The sequence below is a fragment of the Streptoverticillium reticulum genome (assembly GCF_047456005.1).
GTDB classification, from domain to species: Bacteria; Actinomycetota; Actinomycetes; order Streptomycetales; family Streptomycetaceae; genus Streptomyces; species Streptomyces reticulum.
Map to the genome: position 1 here is coordinate 4,300,943 of NZ_CP179755.1, position 18,077 is coordinate 4,319,019.

The following is an 18,077-nucleotide window of genomic DNA, read 5'->3' on the forward strand; positions in this document are numbered from 1 at the left end:
TACGAGGGCGCATCGCCGCCGTCGTCAGCGTCATGGGGGAGCTGCTGATCACCGCGGGTGTGATCATGGCGCTCTTCGTCGTCTACTCCCTCTGGTGGACGAACGTGCTCGCCGACCGCGAGGCCAAGCGCCAGGGCAGCCAGGTGCGCGACCACTGGGCCCGCCAGCCCGCCGGACCGGGTGCGCTCGACACCAAGGACGGCATCGGCTTCCTGCACGTCCCGGCCATGCGCAACGGCGAGGTGCTGGTCAAGCAGGGCACCGGCACCGACGTCCTCAACGAGGGCGTCGCCGGCTACTACGAGGACCCGGTGAAGTCCGGGATGCCGTGGGACAAGGAGGGCAACTTCACCCTCGCCGCGCACCGGGACGGGCACGGCGCGAAGTTCCACAACATCGACAAGATCAGGAACGGCGACGCGGTCGTCTTCGAGACGCGCGACACCTGGTACGTCTACAAGGTCTTCGCGGAGCTGACGCAGACCTCGCGGTTCAACACGAACGTCCTGGACTTCGTCCCCAAGCAGTCCGGGAAGACGAAGCCGGGCCGCTACCTGACCCTGACGACCTGCACTCCGGTCTACACCTCGGACTACCGCTACGTCGTCTGGGCGCAGCTGGAGCGCACGGAGAAGGTCGACGCCAAGCGCACCCTGCCCGGGGAGCTGCGCTAGCCGCAGCGGGCAGCACAGAGCCCCGGTGCCCCGTTTCTGAACGGGGCACCGGGGCTCCTGTGTTGCGTCAGTGCTTCCGGCCGCCGATCAGGCCGCCGAAGAAGCCGCCGTCCTGGCCGCCGTTCTGGTTCCCGGGCTGGCCCGTGGAGTTGTCACCGCCGGGGTTGCCGGTGCCCGCCGTGGTGAGGTTGACGGGCGTGTTCTTGTCGGCCGGGGTGCCGACGCCCGGCTGGGCGAGGACGACGACGGCGTTGTCGTCCTGCGGGCCGGAGATGCTGCCGACCGCGAGGCCCGCGTCCGTCAGCTGCTTCTTGGCGTCCTTGAGCTTCTGGCCGACGACGTTGGGCACCGCGGTCTTCTGGGCCGCGCCCTTCGAGACGAAGAGCGTGACCGTGGAGCCCGGCTTCGCCGAGGTGTTGCCGTCGGGGCTCTGACGGTCGACCGTGCCGGCGGGCTGGGTCGAGTCCTCGTCCTCGCGGTTCACCGTGAAACCGAGGTCGGTGAGCTGCTTCTTGGCCGCGTCGAACTGCGAGCCCACCACGGACGGCACGGTCTTGGACGTCGCCTGCGAGGCGACCGTCAGCGTGATCTCCGCGCCCTTGTCCACCTTGGTGCCGGCCTTCGGGTCCTGGGCGAGGACGGTGCCCGGCGTGCGGTCGGACTCCTGCTGCTTCTGCTTGACCGTGAAGCCCTTGTCCTCCAGCGTGGACTTGGCCTCGTCGAAGCTCGCGCTCAGCACGTCCGGGACGGAGATCTTCTCCGCGCCCTTGGACACCACGACCTTGACCTCGCTGCCCTTGTCCACCTTGGTGCCGGCCTGCGGGTTCTGCTCGCAGATCTTGTCCTTGGGCTGGTCGCAGAACTTCGTGTCGCTCTGGACGACCTTGAAGTCGCCGTTGTCGCCCATCTTCTTGGCGTCGTCCAGCGTCTGGCCGACCAGGGTCGGCACATTGACCTGGCCGTTGTTCGCGCCGCCGCCGAAGAGCGACTTGCCGATGAAGATGGCGCCGACGAGCACCAGGATGCCCGCGGCGACCAGCAGGATCGTCGACAGGTTGCTCTTCTTGCCGCCGCCCCGGCGCCCGCCGCGGCCGGAGCCGTCGTCGTAGCCGCCGTAGCCCCCGCCGTGGTCGCTCACGGGCGGCAGCATGGACGTCTGACCGGCGCCGTGGTCCTGCGGGCGCAGCATGGTGGTCGGCTGCTCGTCGCCGTAGCCGCCCGCGCCGACGCCCAGCGCGCCGAGGGAGGCCGTGGCCGCCACGGGCTGGCCCTCCAGGCACGCCTCGATGTCGGCCCGCATCTCGTCGGCGGACTGGTAGCGGTAGTCCGGGTCCTTGACCAGCGCCTTGAGGACGATGGCGTCGACCTCGGGCGCGATCTCGGGGTCGTAGGTGCTCGGCGGGTTCGGCTCCTCCCGCACGTGCTGGTAGGCGACGGCCACGGGGGAGTCGCCGACGAACGGCGGCCGGACCGTGAGCAGTTCGTAGAGCAGGCAGCCCGTCGAGTAGAGGTCGGACCGCGCGTCGACCTGCTCGCCCTTGGCCTGCTCGGGCGAGAGGTACTGGGCGGTGCCGATGACGGCCGCGGTCTGGGTCATGGTCATGCCGGCGTCGCCCATCGCACGGGCGATGCCGAAGTCCATGACCTTGACCTGGCCGTTGCGGGTCAGCATGACGTTGGCGGGCTTGATGTCCCGGTGGACGATGCCGGCGCGGTGCGAGTACTCCAGCGCCTGCAGCACGCCGATGGTCATCTCCATCGAGCGCTCGGGCAGCAGCTTGCGCCCGGAGTGCAGCAGCTCGCGGAGCGTGGACCCGTCCACGTACTCCATGACGATGTACGGGATCGAGACCCCGTCCACGTAGTCCTCGCCGGTGTCGTAGACGGCGACGATCGACGGGTGGTTGAGCGAGGCGGCCGACTGCGCCTCACGGCGGAACCGGGCCTGGAAGGACGGATCGCGGGCCAGGTCGGCGCGCAGCGTCTTCACGGCGACGGTGCGGCCGAGCCGGGTGTCGTGGGCGAGGTACACCTCGGCCATGCCACCACGGCCGAGCACCGAGCCCAGCTCGTACCGGCCGCCGAGGCGACGCGGCTCTTCCATAGCTCCAGCCCTTCCGTTTTCCTGACCGCACCGGTGTGGGTCCGGCGGTGTGCTGTCCGGGCATACCGTACCCGGCGCACCGAGCCCCTTCCGGCCGCCACCGTCACCCGATACACGACCGGTACCGACCTGCGGCCCGGGCGCCGTCCAGGCGTGCGGGCTCACTTCTCCGTCTTGAGCACCGCCTCCATGACGCTCTTGGCGATGGGTGCGGCGAGCTTGCCGCCGGCGATGTCGTCACGCGTGGTGTCCGAGCCCTCGATCACCACGGCGACGGCGACCGGCGAACCGTTGTCGGTCTTCGCGTAGGAGATGAACCACGCGTAGGGGTTGCCGCTGTTGTCGACGCCGTGCTGAGCCGTACCGGTCTTGCCACCGACCTTGACGCCGTCGATCTGGGCCGCGGTTCCGGTGCCGTTCTGCACCACCGTCTCCATCATGCTCTGCAGCTTCTGGGCGTTGGCGGCGGTGAGCGGCTGGCTCATCTCCTTGGGCTTGTGCTGCTCGATGACGTTGAGGTTGGGCGCGCGCAGCTTGTCGACCATGTACGGCTCCATGAGCTTGCCGTTGTTGGCGACCGCGGAGGCGACCATGGCCATCTGCAGCGGGGTGGCGCGGTTGGAGGCCTGGCCGATGCCCGCCATGGCGTTCTGCGGACGGTTGTCCTTGGGGTAGACGCTCTTCACGGCGCGCACGGGCGTGTCGATGGTGTTGTTGAAGCCGAACTTCTGGGCCTCGTCCATCATCTTCTGGTTGCCCAGGTCCGCGCTTATCTTGCCGAAGACCGTGTTGCAGGAGTACTTGAGGGCGTCCCGCAGCGAGGCGTTCTGGCAGGGGATGTTGCCCTCGTTGCTCAGCTGGACGCCCGCGGTGTCCGGCAGGACCCACGGCAGCGGCGAGTCGGTCTTGGCGTCCGGGTCGCTGTAGAGGCCGTTCTGCAGCGCGGCGGCGGCGGTGACGACCTTGAACGTGGAGCCCGGCGGGTAGGTCTGCTTGAGCGCCCGGTTGAGCATGGGCTGGTTCTTGTCGTTCTGCAGCGACGTCCACGCCTTGGAGTCGTTGGCCCCGGCGATCGTCGAGGGGTCGTACGACGGGGTGGAGGCCAGCGCCAGGATCTTGCCGGTGCGCGGGTCGAGGGCGGCGACGGCGCCCTTCTTGTCGCCGAGGCCCTTGAACGCGGCCTCCTGCGCCTGGGCGTTGAGCGTGGTGATCACGTCGCCGCCCTTCTTGCCCTTGCCGGTGATCATGTCGACCGTGCGGTTGAAGAACAGCCGGTCGTCGTCGCCGGTGAGCACCTTGTCCTCCAGCTTCTCCAGCTGGTTGGAGTCGAAGACCTGCGAGGAGTAGCCCGTGACCGGGGCCCACATCTCGCCGTTCTTGTAGGTGCGCTTGTACTTGTAGTCGATGCCGCCGGTCTCCGTGGAGCCGGTGACGGCATCGCCGTCGACGATGATGTTGCCGCGCGGCTGGCTGTAACGGGCGATGTCGACGCGGTGGTTGTGTTTGTTGGTCTTGAGCTCGTCGGCCTGGACGAACTGGATCCAGTTGTCGCGGATCATCAGTGCGAGGACGAGGAGACCGCAGAAGATTGCGATCCGGCGCACGGGCTTGTTCACGGGCGGACCACCTGGGTCATCTCGGCGTCGGGGGACGAGGCGGGGGAAGGGGCGGGGCGGCGCGCGGTGTCGCTGATCCGGATCAGGATGCCGATCAGGGCCCAGTTGGCGATGATCGACGAACCGCCGGCCGCCAGGAACGGCATGGTCATGCCGGTCAGCGGGATGAGGCCCATCACACCGCCGGCGACGACGAACACCTGCAGGGCGAAGGCACCGGACAGGCCGACCGCGAGGAGCTTGCCGAAGGGGTCGCGGGCGGCGAGCGCGGTGCGCACGCCGCGCTCCACGATCAGGCCGTAGAGCAGCAGCAGGGCCATCATCCCGGCCAGGCCGAGCTCCTCGCCGACGGTGGAGAGGATGAAGTCGGCGTTGGCGGCGAACCCGATGAGGTCGGAGTTGCCCTGCCCGAGGCCGGAGCCCAGGGTGCCGCCGGAGCCGAACGACATGACGGCGTCGCCGATCTGCTGGCAGGCGCCGCTCGGGTCCGTCTTGTAGCAGGCGAACGGGTCGAGCCAGGCGTTGACGCGCTTCTGGACGTGGGACTCGAAGGTGGCCACGCCGACCGCGCCGACCGCGGACATCAGCAGACCGAAGACGATCCAGCTGGTGCGCTCGGTCGCCACGTAGAGCATGACGACGAACAGGCCGAAGAACAGCAGCGAGGTGCCCAGGTCCGTCTCGAAGACCAGGATCAGGATGGACATCGCCCAGACCGCGAGGATCGGGCCGAGGTCGCGGCCGCGCGGCAGGTACATGCCCATGAACCGGCGGCTGGCCAGGGCCAGGGCGTCGCGCTTGACCATCAGGTAGCCCGAGAAGAACACCGCGATGACGATCTTGGCGAACTCGCCGGGCTGGATGGTGCCCAGACCCGGGATGGAGATCCAGATCTTGGCGCCGTTCACCGCCGGGAAGAACATCGGGACGACCAGCAGGAACAGCGCCACCGCCATGGAGATGTAGGTGTAGCGCTGCAGGATCCGGTGGTCCTTGAGCAGCATCAGCACGCCGATGAAGAGCGCGATGCCCACCGCGGTGAACAGCAGCTGCTTCGGCGCGTCCGGCTGGAAGGAGCCGAAGGCGCTCTTGGCGCGCTGGATGAGCCGCGGCGACTGGTCGAGCCGCCAGATCAGCACCAGGCCCAGCCCGTTGAGGAGCGTGGCCAGCGGCAGCAGCAACGGGTCCGCGTAGCGGGCGAACTTGCGCACCGCCAGGTGCGCGACGCCCGCCATCAGACCGAGGCCGAGGCTGTAGCCGAGCATCCCGGAGGGCATCGCGCCGTCCATGGCCAGGCCCACGTTGGCGTAGGCGAAGCACGGGATGAGCACGGCGAAGACCAGCAGGGCGAGTTCGGTGTTGCGCCTGCTGGGCAGCCCCACGGTGCTGATCGTCGTCGTGACCGTGGTGGTCGGCAGCGGTGACGTGGCTGACATGACTGGTTGGCCCCTTACCGCTTCACTACTGGGTGTTGCTGCACTGCGGGACCAACTTCTGCTCGTCCTCGGTCAGGGTGGGGGCCGGCGCAGGGGGCGGGGTCGACTGGGCGGTGTTCGGCTTCGCCTCGCCGGGCTTGTCGGCCTGGTTCGGGTTCTGCTTCTCGTTCTCCCGGCGCTGGGCCTCCGCCTTGCGGCGCTCGTCCTCCTTCTTGCAGGCGCCGGCGAGCGTGCCGAGCTCCTTGGCCTTCGCCTCGGCCTGGCTGCGGCTGCCGACCGTGATGGTGTCCACGACGCGGCTGCGCTGGTCCACCGGGAGGTACTTGAGTTCGATCTCCGGGTGGTCCTGGTACAGCTTGCTGAGGCTGACCCAGGCCAGGTCCTGGTTGATGCCCTGGTAGACGGCGACGTGGTCGTTGTCCTTGGCGCCCACGTAGTACTGCGACTGCGTCCACTGCCAGCCGGCGTAGAGGCCGCCGGCGACGACGCCGAGGCAGACCGTCAGGATCAGCGACCGCTTGAGCCACTTGCCGCGGCGGACGGGCTTGACGTACTCCTCGTCCTCGTCGAGAAAGGCGCCGAACTCCCCTTCCGGAGCGGCCGCGAGGGCCGGGTCGCCGCTGCCGGGCGGGCCGAAGCCGCCCTCCTGCGGGGGCACGGGCCGGCCCGGGCGGCCGAGCTCGGAGGCGCGGCCGGCCGGGGTCTGCATGGCACCGGCGTCGTTGAAGTGCAGCTGGTTCTCGGCGACCGCGCCGACGATCACCGGGGTGTCGCTGATCTGCTGCGCCAGGGTGTCCCCGCCGTCCATGTCGAGGACGTCGGCGACGATGACGGTGATGTTGTCCGGGCCGCCGCCGCGCAGGGCGAGGCGGATCAGCTCCTCGACGGTCTCGTGCGGACCCTGGTAGCTGGCCAGGGTCTCTTCCATCGTCTGGTGGCTGACGACCCCGGAGAGGCCGTCGGAGCAGATCAGATAGCGGTCGCCGGCGCGCACCTCGCGGATCGAGAGGTCGGGCTCCACGTGCTCGCCGCTGCCGAGCGCACGCATCAGCAGCGAGCGCTGCGGGTGCGTGGTGGCCTCCTCCTCGGTGATCCGGCCCTCGTCGACCAGGCGCTGCACCCAGGTGTGGTCCTGGGTGATCTGCGTGAGCACGCCGTCGCGCAGCAGGTACGCGCGCGAGTCGCCGACGTGCACCAGGCCGAGGCGCTGGCCCGTCCACAGCAGGGCGGTGAGCGTGGTGCCCATGCCCTCCAGCTGGGGATCCTCCTCGACCATCAGGCGCAGCTGGTCGTTGGCGCGCTGCACGGCGCTGCCCAGGGAGGTGAGGATGTCGGAGCCGGGGATGTCGTCGTCGAGCGTGACGAGCGTGGAGATCACCTCGGAGGAGGCGACCTCACCGGCGGCCTGGCCGCCCATGCCGTCGGCGATGGCGAGCAGCCGGGGGCCGGCGTAACCGGAGTCCTCGTTGCCCTCGCGGATCATGCCCTTGTGCGATCCGGCGGCGAAACGCAGTGACAGACTCATGCGCACCTCGCCCGTCGGCTCCGGGTACAGCCCCTTTCCAGCCACGCTGCCCACCCTCCGGTCGTCATGGTCCTAACTACTTCCGCAGCTCGATGACGGTCTTGCCGATACGGATCGGCGCACCGAGCGGGATCGGGGTCGGGGTGGTCAGCCTGGTCCGGTCGAGATAGGTGCCGTTGGTCGATCCCAGGTCCTCGACGATCCACTGGCCGTCGCGGTCGGGGTAGATCCTGGCATGCCGGCTGGACGCGTAGTCGTCGTCCAGCACGATCGTGGAGTCGTGGGCGCGGCCGAGGGAGATCGTCTGGCCCTGGAGGGCCACCGTGGTGCCGGTGAGCGAGCCCTCGGAGACGACCAGCTTGGTGGGGGCACCGCGGCGGCCGCGCTCGGCACGCCGGCCGCCGGACTGCTGCCGGGGCTGCGGCGCCGGCGCGGCCTGCTGCTGCGCGGCGCGCTGCTGCCGGCCGGTGTCGCCGCGGCGCGAGCCGCGCTGGGTCACGCGGGTGCCGAAGAGATCGCTGCGGATGACCTGTACGGCCACGATGACGAACAGCCACAGTACGGCGAGGAAACCCAACCGCATGACCGTGAGGGTCAGCTCTGACATTGCCCCCGCTTCACCCTTCGGCTTGCCGATAAACGATGGTGGTGCTGCCCACGACGATGCGCGAGCCGTCGCGGAGCGTAGCGCGCGTGGTGTGCTGCCCGTCCACCACGATCCCGTTGGTCGACCCCAGGTCCTCGATGGTGGCGGGGGTGCCGACCCGGATTTCGCAGTGCCGACGGGAGACGCCGGGGTCGTCGATGCGTACGTCCGCCTCGGTACTGCGGCCCAGCACGAGGGTGGACCGCGAGATCTGGTGGCGGGTGCCGTTGATCTCGATCCAGCGCCGCGTCTGCGTGCCCTGTGCCGGGCCGGGGACCGCTGCGCCCGCGCGGGGCAGGGGCCGGCCGCCGGGGGGCGGGGACGCGGGCATGGGCGGCGCACCGGCCGGCGGACGCGCCGCCGGGTATCCGCCGCCGCCGTGGGTGACCGCGCCACCGGATGCGTACGGGGCGGCAGCGCGCTGCTGTGCGCCGTGCGGGTCCTGGGACTCGCTGGACGCGAGCGTGCGGCTGCGCACCCGGTACAGACCGGTGTCGAGGTCGTCGGCCTTCTCCAGGTGGACCTTGATGGTCCCCATGAAGGTGTACCGCTGCTGCTTGGCATAGTCGCGGACCATGCCTGCCAGTTCGTCGCCGAGCTGGCCGGAGTACGGGCTGAGGCGCTCGAAGTCCGGGGCGCTCAGCTCGACGATGAAGTCGTTGGGCACGACCGTGCGGTCGCGGTTCCAGATGGTGGCGTTGTTGTCGCACTCCCGCTGGAGTGCGCCCGCGATCTCGACCGGCTGTACCTCGGACTTGAACACCTTGGCGAAGGTGCCGTTCACGAGACCCTCGAGTCGCTGCTCGAAGCGCTTCAGTACTCCCACGGGGCACCTCCTTCCCTCAGTGACGTCTGTGATGCCCGTCGTCGGCTCAGTGTCGTTCCTGATACTGCTTACTGATCGTATCCACGCGTCGGGGAAACGGCCGGTTCCCCTTCGGCGCCAGGAGTGACGAGTGTCGCCTTCCTGCGGCGGCCCCGTCCTTCCGCTTGCCCTCACACGGATCGTAGAGGCGCCTACGAGCCAGTGTCCCGCAACCGGAGCGGTCCCCGCTCCGCCCCCCGCACCCCGGACCGCACCCCGGCCCCGGGCCCGGGGCGGAGGTCAGGGGTGTGAAGGGACCCCGAACGACGTGCTAATGTTCTCGATGTCGGAAGGCGAACGCGACGGAAACGAGCCGAAAGGTTCGGGAACGGAGCGGGAAGCAGGAAGACGCACCCATGCGCGGGTGGCGGAATAGGCAGACGCGCTGGATTCAGGTTCCAGTGCCCGAAAGGGCGTGGGGGTTCAACTCCCCCCTCGCGCACAGTGAGAACGGGCCGCATCGTCAAGATGCGGCCCGTTTTCGTATGCCCTTCTCCCGTGCCGGAGGTGTGAGGAGCGTCTCAGGGGCGGGTCCCCCGCAGCAGGACGGTGCGGAACCGTCCTGCTGCGGTGCGTTGCCGTCAGGCCGTGAGGCGGGCGATCGCCTCGTCGGCGGTGAGCTCCTCGCGGTCGCCGGTGCGGCGGTCCTTCAACTCGAGGACGCCCTCGGCGGAGCGGCGGCCGGCGACCAGGATCCGGGGGACGCCGATGAGTTCGGCGTCGGTGAACTTCACGCCCGGCGAGACCCCGGCCCGGTCGTCCACGATGACGCGCACGCCCGCGGCGGCCAGCTTGGCGCCGACCTCCAGGGCCAGTTCGGTCTGCAGCGCCTTGCCCGCGGCGACGACGTGCACGTCCGCCGGGGCGACCTCGGCGGGCCAGCACAGGCCCCGTCCGTCCGCGGTCTGCTCGGCCAGGGCGGCCACCGCGCGCGAGACGCCGATGCCGTACGAGCCCATGGTCACCCGCACCGGCTTGCCCTGCGGGCCCAGGACGTCGAGCTGGAAGGCGTCGGCGTACTTGCGGCCGAGCTGGAAGATGTGGCCGATCTCGATGGCCCGGCCGAGCTCCAGGCCCGTGCCGCAGGACGGGCACGGGTCGCCGGGCTCGACGACGACCACGTCGAGGTACTCGTCGACCTCGAAGTCCCGGCCGCAGACGACGTTCCGGGCGTGCGTGCCGGGCTTGTTGGCGCCGGTGATCCAGGAGGTGCCGGGGGCGATGCGGGGGTCGGCGAGGTAGCGGACGCCCTGCAGGCCCTGCGGTCCCACGTAGCCGCGGACGAGGTCGGGGCGGCCGGTGAAGTCGTCGGCGGTGACGAGTTCGACGGCGGCCGGGGCGAGGTGGCCGGCCAGCTTGCCCAGGTCGACCTCGCGGTCGCCGGGGACGCCGACGGCCGTGATCTCGCCGTCCACCTTCACCAGGAGGTTCTTCAGGGTCGCGGAGGCCGGGACGCCGAGGTGGGCGGCCAGGGTCTCGATGGTGGGGGTGTCCGGGGTGTCCAGCTCCTCGGGCGCGGGGTGTCCGCTGCCGTCGGCGGGCCGCAGGGGGTGGGTCACGGCCTCGGTGTTGGCGGCGTAGTCGCACCGCGGGCAGTGGACGAAGGTGTCCTCGCCGGCGGCGGCCGGGGCGAGGAACTCCTCGGAGGCCGAGCCGCCCATGGCGCCGGAGACGGCGGAGACGATGCGGTGCTGCAGGCCGAGGCGCTCGAAGATGCGCTGATAGGCCGCGCGGTGCAGCCGGTAGGACTCCGCCAGGCCTTCGTCCGTGATGTCGAAGGAGTACGAGTCCTTCATCTGGAACTCGCGGCCGCGCAGCACGCCGGCGCGGGGCCGCGCCTCGTCCCGGTACTTGGTCTGGATCTGGTAGAGCATCACCGGCAGGTCCTTGTAGGACGTGCACTGGTCCTTTACCAGCAGGGTGAAGATCTCCTCGTGGGTCGGGCCGAGGAGGTGGTCGGCGCCCTTGCGGTCCTTGAGGCGGAAGAGCTCGTCGCCGTACTCCTCCCAGCGCCCGGTGATCTCGTAGGGCTCCTTGGGCAGGAGGGCCGGGAGGAGGACCTCCTGGGCGCCGATGGCGTCCATCTCCTCGCGCACCACGCGCGCCACGTTGTCCAGCACCCGCTTGCCGAGCGGCAGCCAGGACCAGACGCCCGCGGAGGTGCGGCGGACGTAGCCGGCGCGGACGAGCAGCCGGTGGCTGAGCGTTTCGGCGTCCGCCGGGTCGTCGCGCAGTGTCTTGATCATCATTCGGGACATGCGCTGGACCTCGGGCATGGTGAACTCCTGCGTGGGCTGAGAGGTTTGTACGGATTGCCGACGAGGGTATCCGCGCAGCCGCAGGGGGCGCCCGGAATTCCCGGGCGCCCCCTGGCGCAGGTGAGAGCGCCGGTCAGCCGGCGAGGCGGGCGGCCAGGGCCTTGGCCTTGGCGGCGGCCTGCTCGTGGGCCTGCTCGCGGGAGGCGTCCGACTTGTCGATCAGGTCGGCCATCGCCGGGACGGAACGGGCCAGGGTGAGCTCGGGGGTGATGATGTCGACCTCCAGGCCGAGCGCGCCGTTGAGCACCTTCTCCATGTACGTGGCCGCGAAGTCGAAGCCGTCGCGCGGGGTGCCCGGCGCGTAGGAGCCGCCGCGGCTGGCGACGACGGTGACCGGCTTTCCGGCGACGGAGGAGTTCTCGCCGGCCGTGCGGCCCATGATGAGCACGTGGTCCACCCAGGCCTTGAGGCTGGAGGGGATCGTGAAGTTGTACATCGGGGCGCCGATGAGCACCGCGTCCGCGGCCTCCAGCTCGGCGGCCAGCTCCTCGCGCAGGGCGAAGGCGGCCCGCTGCTCCTCGGTGCGCTCGGCGGGGTCGGTGTACTGGGCGGAGATGCCGGCCGCCGTGATGTGCGGCAGCGGGTCCGCGGCGAGGTCGCGGTGGACGACCGTGCCCTCGGGGTGCTGCTCCTCCCAGGCCTTGCGGAAGGTGGCCGTGACATCGCGCGAGGCGGAGCCCTGGGGGAGGGCGGAGGAGTCGAGGATCAGCAGGGTGGCCATGGGAAGCTCCGGAATGATGAGGTGAAGTTCCGTACGGAACTATTGATAACACAGGAGCTTACTTTTCTGCAGCTACCAACGCCAGGGAGGTACCCTGGGAACATGGCGGATCACGGTGAGCAGGCGTGCAAGAGCGTCGGCGAGGGCATGACGCGTGTCTTCGGGCTCTTCGGCAAGCGCTGGACGGGCCTGATCGTGGCCACGCTGCTGGCGGGGCCCGCCTACTTCGCCGACCTGCGGCGCGCCATTCCGGGCATCAGCGAGCGCATGCTCTCGGACCGGCTCACCGAGCTCGCCGCCGCGGGCCTGCTGCTGCGCGAGGTGGACGCCGGCCCCCCGCTGCGGGTCGCCTACCGGCTGACCGAGGCGGGCAAGGCGCTGGAGCCCGCGCTCAAGGAGCTGGGCCGGTGGGCCGAGCAGCACTTCGGGGGCGGCGGCAGCGGCTGCCCCGAGCGGTTTCGCTGAGGACGTCCGCCGAGGGTGTCCGCCGAGGATGTCGGCTGAGGACGTCGGCTGAGGACGTCGGCTGTGGACGTCCGCGCCGGTCAGGGGCGTTGTCAGTGGACGGCGGTACGGTCGGGGGCAGTTGACGTCTTCCGGCCGGGGGGAGTGCTGCGATGTCACGACTGCCGTACGTACCGGGGTTCGCCAGGCCTGCCGAGGGGGTGGGCGGCAAGGCCGAGGGACGGGCGCTGCGGGAGCGCGTGCCGCGCTCGGTGCACGCCCGCTGGAGACCTGCGCCCGGGCGGCCCGGGGCCGTGGAGGCGGTCGAGGCGTCGAACGCCGGGCGGCTGCCGGAGCTGACGCCGATCAGGGTCGGCCGCATGGCGGCCTCCCCCTTCGCGTTCCTGCGCGGCTCGGCCGGGCTCATGGGCCACGACCTGGCGGGCACGCCCGTCACCGGGGCCGGCGCCCAGCTGTGCGGCGATGCGCGGCCCCGGCGGCGCTGGCCCCCGGCGAGCTCGACGACTACGGGCGGATGACCGGCGCCCTGCTGGCGCGGGCCCATGCGCACACGGCGGATCCGCTCGTCATAGGCGCCTACTGCGGCAATGGGGAGCAACTGGACGACGCGCTGGCCGACTTCGCGGTGCGGTACGCGGACCGCACGGAGGCGGACCACGCGGAGCTGCTCGCCGCGGTGCGGGGCGGCCGGATCGCGGCGGAGACGGGGGTGTGGCGGGACGGGCGGCCGTGCGGGTGCAGGTCGGGTGACCGGCCGGAACCGTTCCCCGTCCCGGGCGGGGTGCTCGTACCCTGGGGCGCGTGATGAATCCGGAGGCGGACATTTCCGAGGACCCCGCGGCGGAGCGGCTGGCTCAGGCCGTGCGGGCCGCCGAGCAGGCGCTGATCGAGTTCGAGATAGCGGTGGAGACCTTCCGCGTGGAGGTCGAGAACTTCTCCCGGCTGCACCACCAGCGGCTCGGCCCGATGTATGCGCGCCTCGACGAGCTGGAGGCACTGATCGCGGAGGCCGTGGCCGCGCGCAGCGGCAGCGCCGAGGACGTCCGGCGGGCCCGGGACGCGCGGGCCCTGGTGCAGCCGCTGCCCGGGGTGGAGGAGCTGCTCGGCGGCTGGATGGACTCCGAGGGCCTCTTCCCCGAGGCCACGGCCATGCTCACCGGGCAGTCCGTGCAGCCGCCGAAGCGGGTGCGGCCCAGCGACGAGGTGCGCCGGGCCTACCGCGAGCTGGTCCGCAAGGCGCACCCGGACCTGGCGGCCGACGAGGCGGACCGGCAGCGGCGCGAGGAGTTTCTCGTCCGGGTCAACGCCGCGTACGCCCAAGGCGACGAGGCGTCGCTGGGCGCGCTGGCCGCGGAGTGGGCGGCGGGCCCGGTGCCGGGGCAGCGGCGGGCGAGCCGCAGCGAGGAGCTGTACGCCCGGCTGGAGTGGCTGGCCGAGCGCAAGGACATGCTCTCGGCGGTGGCCGCCGAGCTGGAGGCCTCCGCGATCGGCGCCATGATCAAGATGGCGCCGGACGACCCCGACGGGCTGCTCACGGAGATCGCCGACGGCCTGGTGGCGCAGATCGCCGAGCGGGAGGCCCGGCTGGCGTCGCTGGTCGGGTAGCGTCGGAGGCATGGTTTTTGGTTCTGCTGTGCCCACGGTCGGTGTCGACGCCCTGTCCGCCGGTGACTTCCTGCTCGATGTCCGCGAGGCCGACGAGTGGGAGGCGGGGCATGCCGAGGGCGCGCTGCACCTGCCGATGACCGAGTTCGTGGCGCGGTTCGGCGAGCTGACGGAGAAGGCGCCCGAGGGCGGCAGGATCCACGTCATCTGCCGGTCGGGCGGGCGGTCTGCGCAGGTCACCAACTATCTGGTGCAGCAGGGCTTCGACGCCGTCAATGTGGACGGCGGTATGCAGGCGTGGGCTGCCGTGGGCCGGCCGGTTGTGGACGGTTCCGGGACGCCCGGCACCGTGATTTAGGGGGTGGCGCCCCGTAAGGGGCGCGGGGAACTGCGCGGCCAGCCCCCACCGGCCTGGAGTCGAAGCACCACCCCAGGGGTCCGGGGCGCAGCCCCGAGAACGTCGACTGCGGGAGCGTCGTGGCTTGTCGCGCAGTTCCCCGCGCCCCTTACGGGGCGCAGTTGGCCAAGAGGTTGCCCAAGGCCTCCTCGTGGGCGGCTGCCGGGCCCAGGGACAGTTCCAGTTGTTTGGCCCACGCGTGGTAGCGGTGCAGCGCATAGTCCGTGTCCGCGCCGAAGCCGCCGTGCAGGTGCTGCGCGGTCTGGACGACGCGGCGCACGCCCTCCGCGGCCCAGATCTTCGCCACGGCGACGTCCGCGGCCGCCGGGAGGGCGCCTTCCGCGCCCGACTCCATGCGCCAGGCGGCCTGCCACAGGGTGGCCTCCATGGCGCGCAGGTCGATGTAGCGGTCGGCCGCCTGGACGGCCACGGCCTGGAAGGTGGCCAGGGGATGGCCGAACTGCTCGCGTTTCGCGGTGTATTCGCCCGTCATCCGCAGGACCGCCTCCCCCAGGCCGAGCGCCAGCGCGCAGGTGCCGGTGGCCAGCAGGCGGCGCAGCCACTCCCAGGCGCCCTCGGCGGTGACGACATCCCCCTCGCCCACGTGGACGGACTCCAGGGCGGCCTGCGCGTACGGCTCGCCGCTGGTGGAGACCTGGTCGGCGAGGGTGACGCCGGAGCGGTCCGGGGGCACGAGGGCGAGGACGGTGCGCCCGCCGTCCGTGCGGGCCGGGAGCAGGATCCGGTCGGCGCTGCGGGCCCAGGGCACGGCCGTCTGCAGCCCGTCCAGGCGCAGGCCGCCGGTCACCGGGCGGGCGGTGACGGCCAGTTCGGCCCCGTCGTGCCCGGTGCGGCCGTGGGCGGCCACGGTCACGACGAGGTCCCCGCCCGCGATCACCGGCAGCAGCCGGTCCGTCCCGGCGCCGCCGAACCTCTGCAGGGCCAGGGCCGCGGCGCCGGTCTCCAGCAGCGGCACCCGGGCCAGGACCTTCCCCGCCTCGCGCAGCACCAGGCACAGGGCCACGGGCCCGAGTCCCGCGCCGCCGTACTCGACGGGAACGGGCAGGCTCAGCAGGCCGGCCGCGGCGAGCCGGCGCCACAGCGCGCGGTCGATGTCGTCGGCGACGGCGCCGGGGACGAGGGCCGGGCTGGGCACGCCGTCCGGGGCGACGCCGGAGAGGACGGCCCCGGCAGCTTCGACGGCCGCCTGCTGCTCCTCGGTGAAGGTGAAGTCCATGGCCTGCCGCCCTTCGCACGCCGACCGGTCCGAGATGTCTGACGGTCCGTCAAGATAGGGCAGGTGTCCGCAAGGGGGAACAGGGCGGCGGAAGTTGGGTTGGACTGGTTGGGTTGGACTCACCTGTCGGAAATCAGCTGTCGAAGTCCAGCTCCACCTCTTCCGTCACCGGATGCGACTGGCAGGCCAGCACATAGCCGGCGTCCAGCTCCTCCTGTTCCAGGGCGAAGTTCCGGTCCATCCGCACCTCGCCGGACACCAGGCGGGCCCGGCACGTCCCGCACACCCCGCCCTTGCAGGCGTAGGGCGCGTCGGAGCGGTTGCGCAGCACCGTCTCCAGCAGCGACTCCCCGTCCCGCACCGGCCAGTTGCCGCTGCGTCCGTCCAGCGTCGCGGTGACCGTGCTGCGGTCGGGGGCGGGCGTTGCGGCGGGGCGGGCGTCCGCCGCCGGTGCGTCCGCCACGTGGAAGATCTCCTCGTGGATGCGGTCCCGGGCGACGCCCAGGCCGCGCAGGGCCCGTTCGGCGCCCTGGACCAGACCGTGGGGGCCGCACAGGAACCAGCCGTCCACGGCCTCCACCGGCAGCAGGGCGGGCAGCAGGCCGGCGAGCCGCTCCTCGTCCAGCCGCCCGGACGCGGGCCCGGCCTGCTGGTCCTCGCGGGAGAGGACCTGCACGAGCTGGAACCGCTCCGGATAGCGGTCCTTGAGGTCCGCCACCTCGTCCAGGAACATCGTGGACGCCGTCGTGCGGTCGCTGCGCACCAGGGTGAACCGGGCCGCGGGCTCCCGGGCGAGCAGGGTCGACACGATGCACAGCACCGGCGTGATCCCGCTGCCGCCGACGACCGCCGCGAACCGGCCCGGGCGCGGCTCCAGCACGAACCGCCCTGCCGGAGGCATCACCTCGACGACGTCGCCGGCCCTCAGCTCCTTGAGGGCGTAGGTGGAGAACACGCCGCCGTCCACCAGCCGCACCGCCACCCGCAGCGCCTCCGGCCCCTCCGTGCCGGGCTCGGGTGCCCGGCCGCAGATGGAGTACGTGCGGCGTATCTCCGCGCCGTCGACGGTGCGGCGCAGAGCGAGGTGCTGGCCCGGGGCGTGCCGGAACTCCGCGCGCAGTGCGGGCGGCACGGCGAGGGTCACGGCGACCGAGTCGTCGGTGAGCGGGTCGACGGCTGCCACCTGCAGGGGGTGGAAGGCGCCGTGGCGGGCCGCTGCCATCTACAACTCCTTGAAGTGGTCGAACGGTTCGCGGCATGCCTCGCAGCGGCGCAGGGCCTTGCAGGCGGTGGAGGAGAAGCGGCTCAGCACCGTGGTGTCGGCGGAGCCGCAGTGCGGGCAGCGCACCGGCTCCGGCCGGCCGGCGGGCCCGTCGGCGCGCCGGGTCGGGCCCAGCCCCACGGCGACCGGACCCGCGGCCCGGGCCCCCGGCCGGGGCGGCGCTATCCCGGACTCGGCCAGTTTGCGGCGCCCTTCTGCCGTGATGTCGTCCGTGGACCAGGCGGGGGCGAGCACGGTGCGCACGGACACCTCGGCCTGACCATGCTCGTGCAGCACGCGCTCGATGTCCGCCGCCATGGCCTCGACGGCGGGGCAGCCGGTGTAGGTGGGGGTCAGCTCCACCTCGACGCGGCCGGGGCCGAGGACGTGCAGCCCGCGCAGGACGCCCAGTTCGGCAAGGCTGACGACGGGCAGCTCGGGGTCGGGGACCGCTCCGGCCAGGGCCCGGAGCTCCTCTTCGAGGGGAGTGGGTGCCGTCACCATGCCGCCCCCGGGTGGCTGCGGTGCAGGTGCTGCATCTCGGCGAGCATCCGTCCGAACGGCTCGGTGTGGATGCCCTGGCGCCCGGCACCCGCCGTCCAGGCGCCTTCCTGGGGGCCGTCGGGCAGGGTCAGGCCGGCGCGGCGGACGACCTCCGTGACGTGCACGGTCCAGCCGTCGCGCAGGGCCTGCCGGTCCACGGGCAGTCCCTCGACCGGTGCGAACAGCTCGCCCGTGTACCGCCAGAGGGCGTCGAGGGCGCGCTGCATCCGGGTGTGGCTCTCCTCCGTGCCGTCGCCGAGGCGGAGCGTCCAGTGCTCGGCGTGGTCGAGGTGGTAGGCGACCTCTTTGACGGCCTTCGCGGCCAGCGGGGCGAACGGCCCGTCGCCGTCGGCCAGTTGGCCGTAGAGCAGCTGCTGGTACGCGGAGAAGTACAGCTGGCGGGCGATCGTGTGGGCGAAGTCCCCGTTGGGCTGTTCGACGAGCTGGACGTTGCGGAAGGCGCGCTCCTCGCGGAGGAAGGCCAGCTCGTCCTCGTCGCCGGCGAGGGAGAGCAGGGCGCGGGCCTGGCCCAGCAGATCCAGGGCGATGTTGGCGAGCGCGACCTCCTCCTCCAGGACCGGGGCGTTCCCGGCCCACTCCCCCAGCCGGTGGGAGAGGATCAGGGCGTCGTCGCCCAGGGCGAGTGCGGCCGTCACGGGTACGC

Annotated in this window: 17 protein-coding genes, 1 tRNA gene and 1 pseudogene; 7 read left to right on the forward strand and 12 right to left on the reverse strand. The window is 71.7% G+C overall.

Annotated elements, in window-relative coordinates:
- Positions 1-32: 32 nt before the first annotated feature.
- Positions 33-674, forward strand: coding sequence for a class E sortase (locus tag ACMATS_RS19525; protein WP_414170749.1), 642 nt, complete (start codon positions 33-35; stop codon positions 672-674).
- 67 nt (positions 675-741) lie between these two features.
- Here the strand turns inward: ACMATS_RS19525 and pknB are convergent, their stop codons facing one another.
- From pknB to ACMATS_RS19555, 6 genes are all read right to left on the reverse strand, one after another.
- Entirely contained in the window at positions 742-2,778 is a 2,037-nt protein-coding gene (gene pknB / locus ACMATS_RS19530; protein ID WP_414168590.1) for a Stk1 family PASTA domain-containing Ser/Thr kinase, read from the reverse strand.
- 161 nt (positions 2,779-2,939) lie between these two features.
- Positions 2,940-4,394 carry a peptidoglycan D,D-transpeptidase FtsI family protein gene (locus tag ACMATS_RS19535; protein ID WP_390777300.1) on the reverse strand — a complete coding sequence of 485 codons (1,455 nt, stop codon included), beginning with the start codon at positions 4,392-4,394 and terminating at the stop codon, positions 2,940-2,942.
- A complete protein-coding gene (locus ACMATS_RS19540) occupies positions 4,391-5,830 on the reverse strand; it encodes an FtsW/RodA/SpoVE family cell cycle protein (RefSeq protein WP_414168591.1) in 1,440 nt (479 codons plus the stop codon). Before ACMATS_RS19540 ends, ACMATS_RS19535 begins: the two co-directional genes overlap by 4 nt.
- Positions 5,831-5,855: 25 nt before the next feature.
- Positions 5,856-7,355 carry a Stp1/IreP family PP2C-type Ser/Thr phosphatase gene (locus ACMATS_RS19545; RefSeq protein ID WP_390777397.1) on the reverse strand — a complete coding sequence of 500 codons (1,500 nt, stop codon included), beginning with the start codon at positions 7,353-7,355 and terminating at the stop codon, positions 5,856-5,858.
- 76 nt (positions 7,356-7,431) lie between these two features.
- Complete coding sequence (locus ACMATS_RS19550) at positions 7,432-7,962, reverse strand: FHA domain-containing protein (RefSeq protein WP_390777302.1); 531 nt, start codon at positions 7,960-7,962, stop codon at positions 7,432-7,434.
- A gap of 10 nt (positions 7,963-7,972) precedes the next feature.
- Positions 7,973-8,827, reverse strand: coding sequence for an FhaA domain-containing protein (locus ACMATS_RS19555; protein ID WP_414168592.1), 855 nt, complete (start codon positions 8,825-8,827; stop codon positions 7,973-7,975).
- Positions 8,828-9,224: 397 nt separating this feature from the next.
- Between ACMATS_RS19555 and ACMATS_RS19560 the strand changes: the two genes are divergently transcribed.
- Positions 9,225-9,308, forward strand: a tRNA-Leu gene (locus ACMATS_RS19560).
- A gap of 139 nt (positions 9,309-9,447) precedes the next feature.
- Here the strand turns inward: ACMATS_RS19560 and ACMATS_RS19565 are convergent.
- Positions 9,448-11,142: a proline--tRNA ligase gene (locus ACMATS_RS19565; RefSeq protein WP_414168593.1), complete on the reverse strand. Its 1,695-nt coding sequence runs from the start codon at positions 11,140-11,142 to the stop codon at positions 9,448-9,450.
- A 115-nt stretch (positions 11,143-11,257) separates the two neighbouring features.
- Positions 11,258-11,905, reverse strand: a complete 648-nt coding sequence (locus ACMATS_RS19570) for an FMN-dependent NADH-azoreductase (protein ID WP_390777310.1) — start codon at positions 11,903-11,905, stop codon at positions 11,258-11,260.
- A 102-nt stretch (positions 11,906-12,007) separates the two neighbouring features.
- Between ACMATS_RS19570 and ACMATS_RS19575 the strand changes: the two genes are divergently transcribed.
- The 5 genes and pseudogenes from ACMATS_RS19575 to ACMATS_RS19595 all read left to right on the forward strand — a co-directional run bounded on the left by ACMATS_RS19575 (position 12,008) and on the right by ACMATS_RS19595 (position 14,333).
- On the forward strand, positions 12,008-12,370 hold the full coding sequence (locus ACMATS_RS19575) for a winged helix-turn-helix transcriptional regulator (RefSeq protein WP_390777311.1): 363 nt from the start codon (positions 12,008-12,010) through the stop codon (positions 12,368-12,370).
- Between the two features lie 152 nt (positions 12,371-12,522).
- Positions 12,523-12,837, forward strand: a pseudogene (locus ACMATS_RS19580) (DUF2252 family protein); the annotation flags it as partial.
- Positions 12,838-12,884: 47 nt separating this feature from the next.
- Positions 12,885-13,175 (forward strand): DUF2252 family protein, encoded by a 291-nt coding sequence (locus tag ACMATS_RS19585; protein WP_414168594.1) that lies wholly within the window; start codon positions 12,885-12,887, stop codon positions 13,173-13,175.
- On the forward strand, positions 13,175-13,975 hold the full coding sequence (locus ACMATS_RS19590) for a hypothetical protein (RefSeq protein ID WP_414170750.1): 801 nt from the start codon (positions 13,175-13,177) through the stop codon (positions 13,973-13,975). Before ACMATS_RS19585 ends, ACMATS_RS19590 begins: the two co-directional genes overlap by 1 nt.
- Positions 13,976-13,985: 10 nt before the next feature.
- Entirely contained in the window at positions 13,986-14,333 is a 348-nt protein-coding gene (locus tag ACMATS_RS19595; RefSeq protein ID WP_414168595.1) for a rhodanese-like domain-containing protein, read from the forward strand.
- Positions 14,334-14,481: 148 nt separating this feature from the next.
- Here ACMATS_RS19595 and ACMATS_RS19600 read toward each other — a convergent pair whose 3' ends face one another.
- The 4 genes from ACMATS_RS19600 to paaC all read right to left on the reverse strand — a co-directional run bounded on the left by ACMATS_RS19600 (position 14,482) and on the right by paaC (position 18,069).
- The gene (locus ACMATS_RS19600) at positions 14,482-15,609 is read right to left on the reverse strand and encodes an acyl-CoA dehydrogenase family protein (RefSeq protein WP_414168596.1); all 1,128 of its coding nucleotides are present in this window, start codon (positions 15,607-15,609) and stop codon (positions 14,482-14,484) included.
- 133 nt (positions 15,610-15,742) lie between these two features.
- Positions 15,743-16,831, reverse strand: coding sequence for a 1,2-phenylacetyl-CoA epoxidase subunit PaaE (paaE, locus tag ACMATS_RS19605; RefSeq protein ID WP_414168597.1), 1,089 nt, complete (start codon positions 16,829-16,831; stop codon positions 15,743-15,745).
- Positions 16,832-17,374: a 1,2-phenylacetyl-CoA epoxidase subunit PaaD gene (gene paaD, locus ACMATS_RS19610; protein ID WP_391150394.1), complete on the reverse strand. Its 543-nt coding sequence runs from the start codon at positions 17,372-17,374 to the stop codon at positions 16,832-16,834.
- The gene (paaC, locus tag ACMATS_RS19615) at positions 17,368-18,069 is read right to left on the reverse strand and encodes a 1,2-phenylacetyl-CoA epoxidase subunit PaaC (protein ID WP_414170751.1); all 702 of its coding nucleotides are present in this window, start codon (positions 18,067-18,069) and stop codon (positions 17,368-17,370) included. Before paaC ends, paaD begins: the two co-directional genes overlap by 7 nt.
- Positions 18,070-18,077: the final 8 nt, after the last annotated feature.

What these genes read in the sequence shown, in the direction of transcription:
- ACMATS_RS19525 (WP_414170749.1), top strand. Translation starts at nt 33, where the DNA reads ATGGGGGAGCTGCTGATCACCGCGGGTGTGATCATGGCGCTCTTCGTC.
- pknB (WP_414168590.1), bottom strand. Translation starts at nt 2,778, where the DNA reads ATGGAAGAGCCGCGTCGCCTCGGCGGCCGGTACGAGCTGGGCTCGGTG.
- ACMATS_RS19540 (WP_414168591.1), bottom strand. Translation starts at nt 5,830, where the DNA reads ATGTCAGCCACGTCACCGCTGCCGACCACCACGGTCACGACGACGATC.
- ACMATS_RS19545 (WP_390777397.1), bottom strand. Translation starts at nt 7,355, where the DNA reads ATGAGTCTGTCACTGCGTTTCGCCGCCGGATCGCACAAGGGCATGATC.
- ACMATS_RS19550 (WP_390777302.1), bottom strand. Translation starts at nt 7,962, where the DNA reads ATGTCAGAGCTGACCCTCACGGTCATGCGGTTGGGTTTCCTCGCCGTA.
- ACMATS_RS19565 (WP_414168593.1), bottom strand. Translation starts at nt 11,142, where the DNA reads ATGCCCGAGGTCCAGCGCATGTCCCGAATGATGATCAAGACACTGCGC.
- ACMATS_RS19570 (WP_390777310.1), bottom strand. Translation starts at nt 11,905, where the DNA reads ATGGCCACCCTGCTGATCCTCGACTCCTCCGCCCTCCCCCAGGGCTCC.
- ACMATS_RS19575 (WP_390777311.1), top strand. Translation starts at nt 12,008, where the DNA reads ATGGCGGATCACGGTGAGCAGGCGTGCAAGAGCGTCGGCGAGGGCATG.
- ACMATS_RS19585 (WP_414168594.1), top strand. Translation starts at nt 12,885, where the DNA reads ATGACCGGCGCCCTGCTGGCGCGGGCCCATGCGCACACGGCGGATCCG.
- ACMATS_RS19590 (WP_414170750.1), top strand. Translation starts at nt 13,175, where the DNA reads ATGAATCCGGAGGCGGACATTTCCGAGGACCCCGCGGCGGAGCGGCTG.
- ACMATS_RS19595 (WP_414168595.1), top strand. Translation starts at nt 13,986, where the DNA reads ATGGTTTTTGGTTCTGCTGTGCCCACGGTCGGTGTCGACGCCCTGTCC.
- ACMATS_RS19600 (WP_414168596.1), bottom strand. Translation starts at nt 15,609, where the DNA reads ATGGACTTCACCTTCACCGAGGAGCAGCAGGCGGCCGTCGAAGCTGCC.
- paaE (WP_414168597.1), bottom strand. Translation starts at nt 16,831, where the DNA reads ATGGCAGCGGCCCGCCACGGCGCCTTCCACCCCCTGCAGGTGGCAGCC.
- paaD (WP_391150394.1), bottom strand. Translation starts at nt 17,374, where the DNA reads ATGGTGACGGCACCCACTCCCCTCGAAGAGGAGCTCCGGGCCCTGGCC.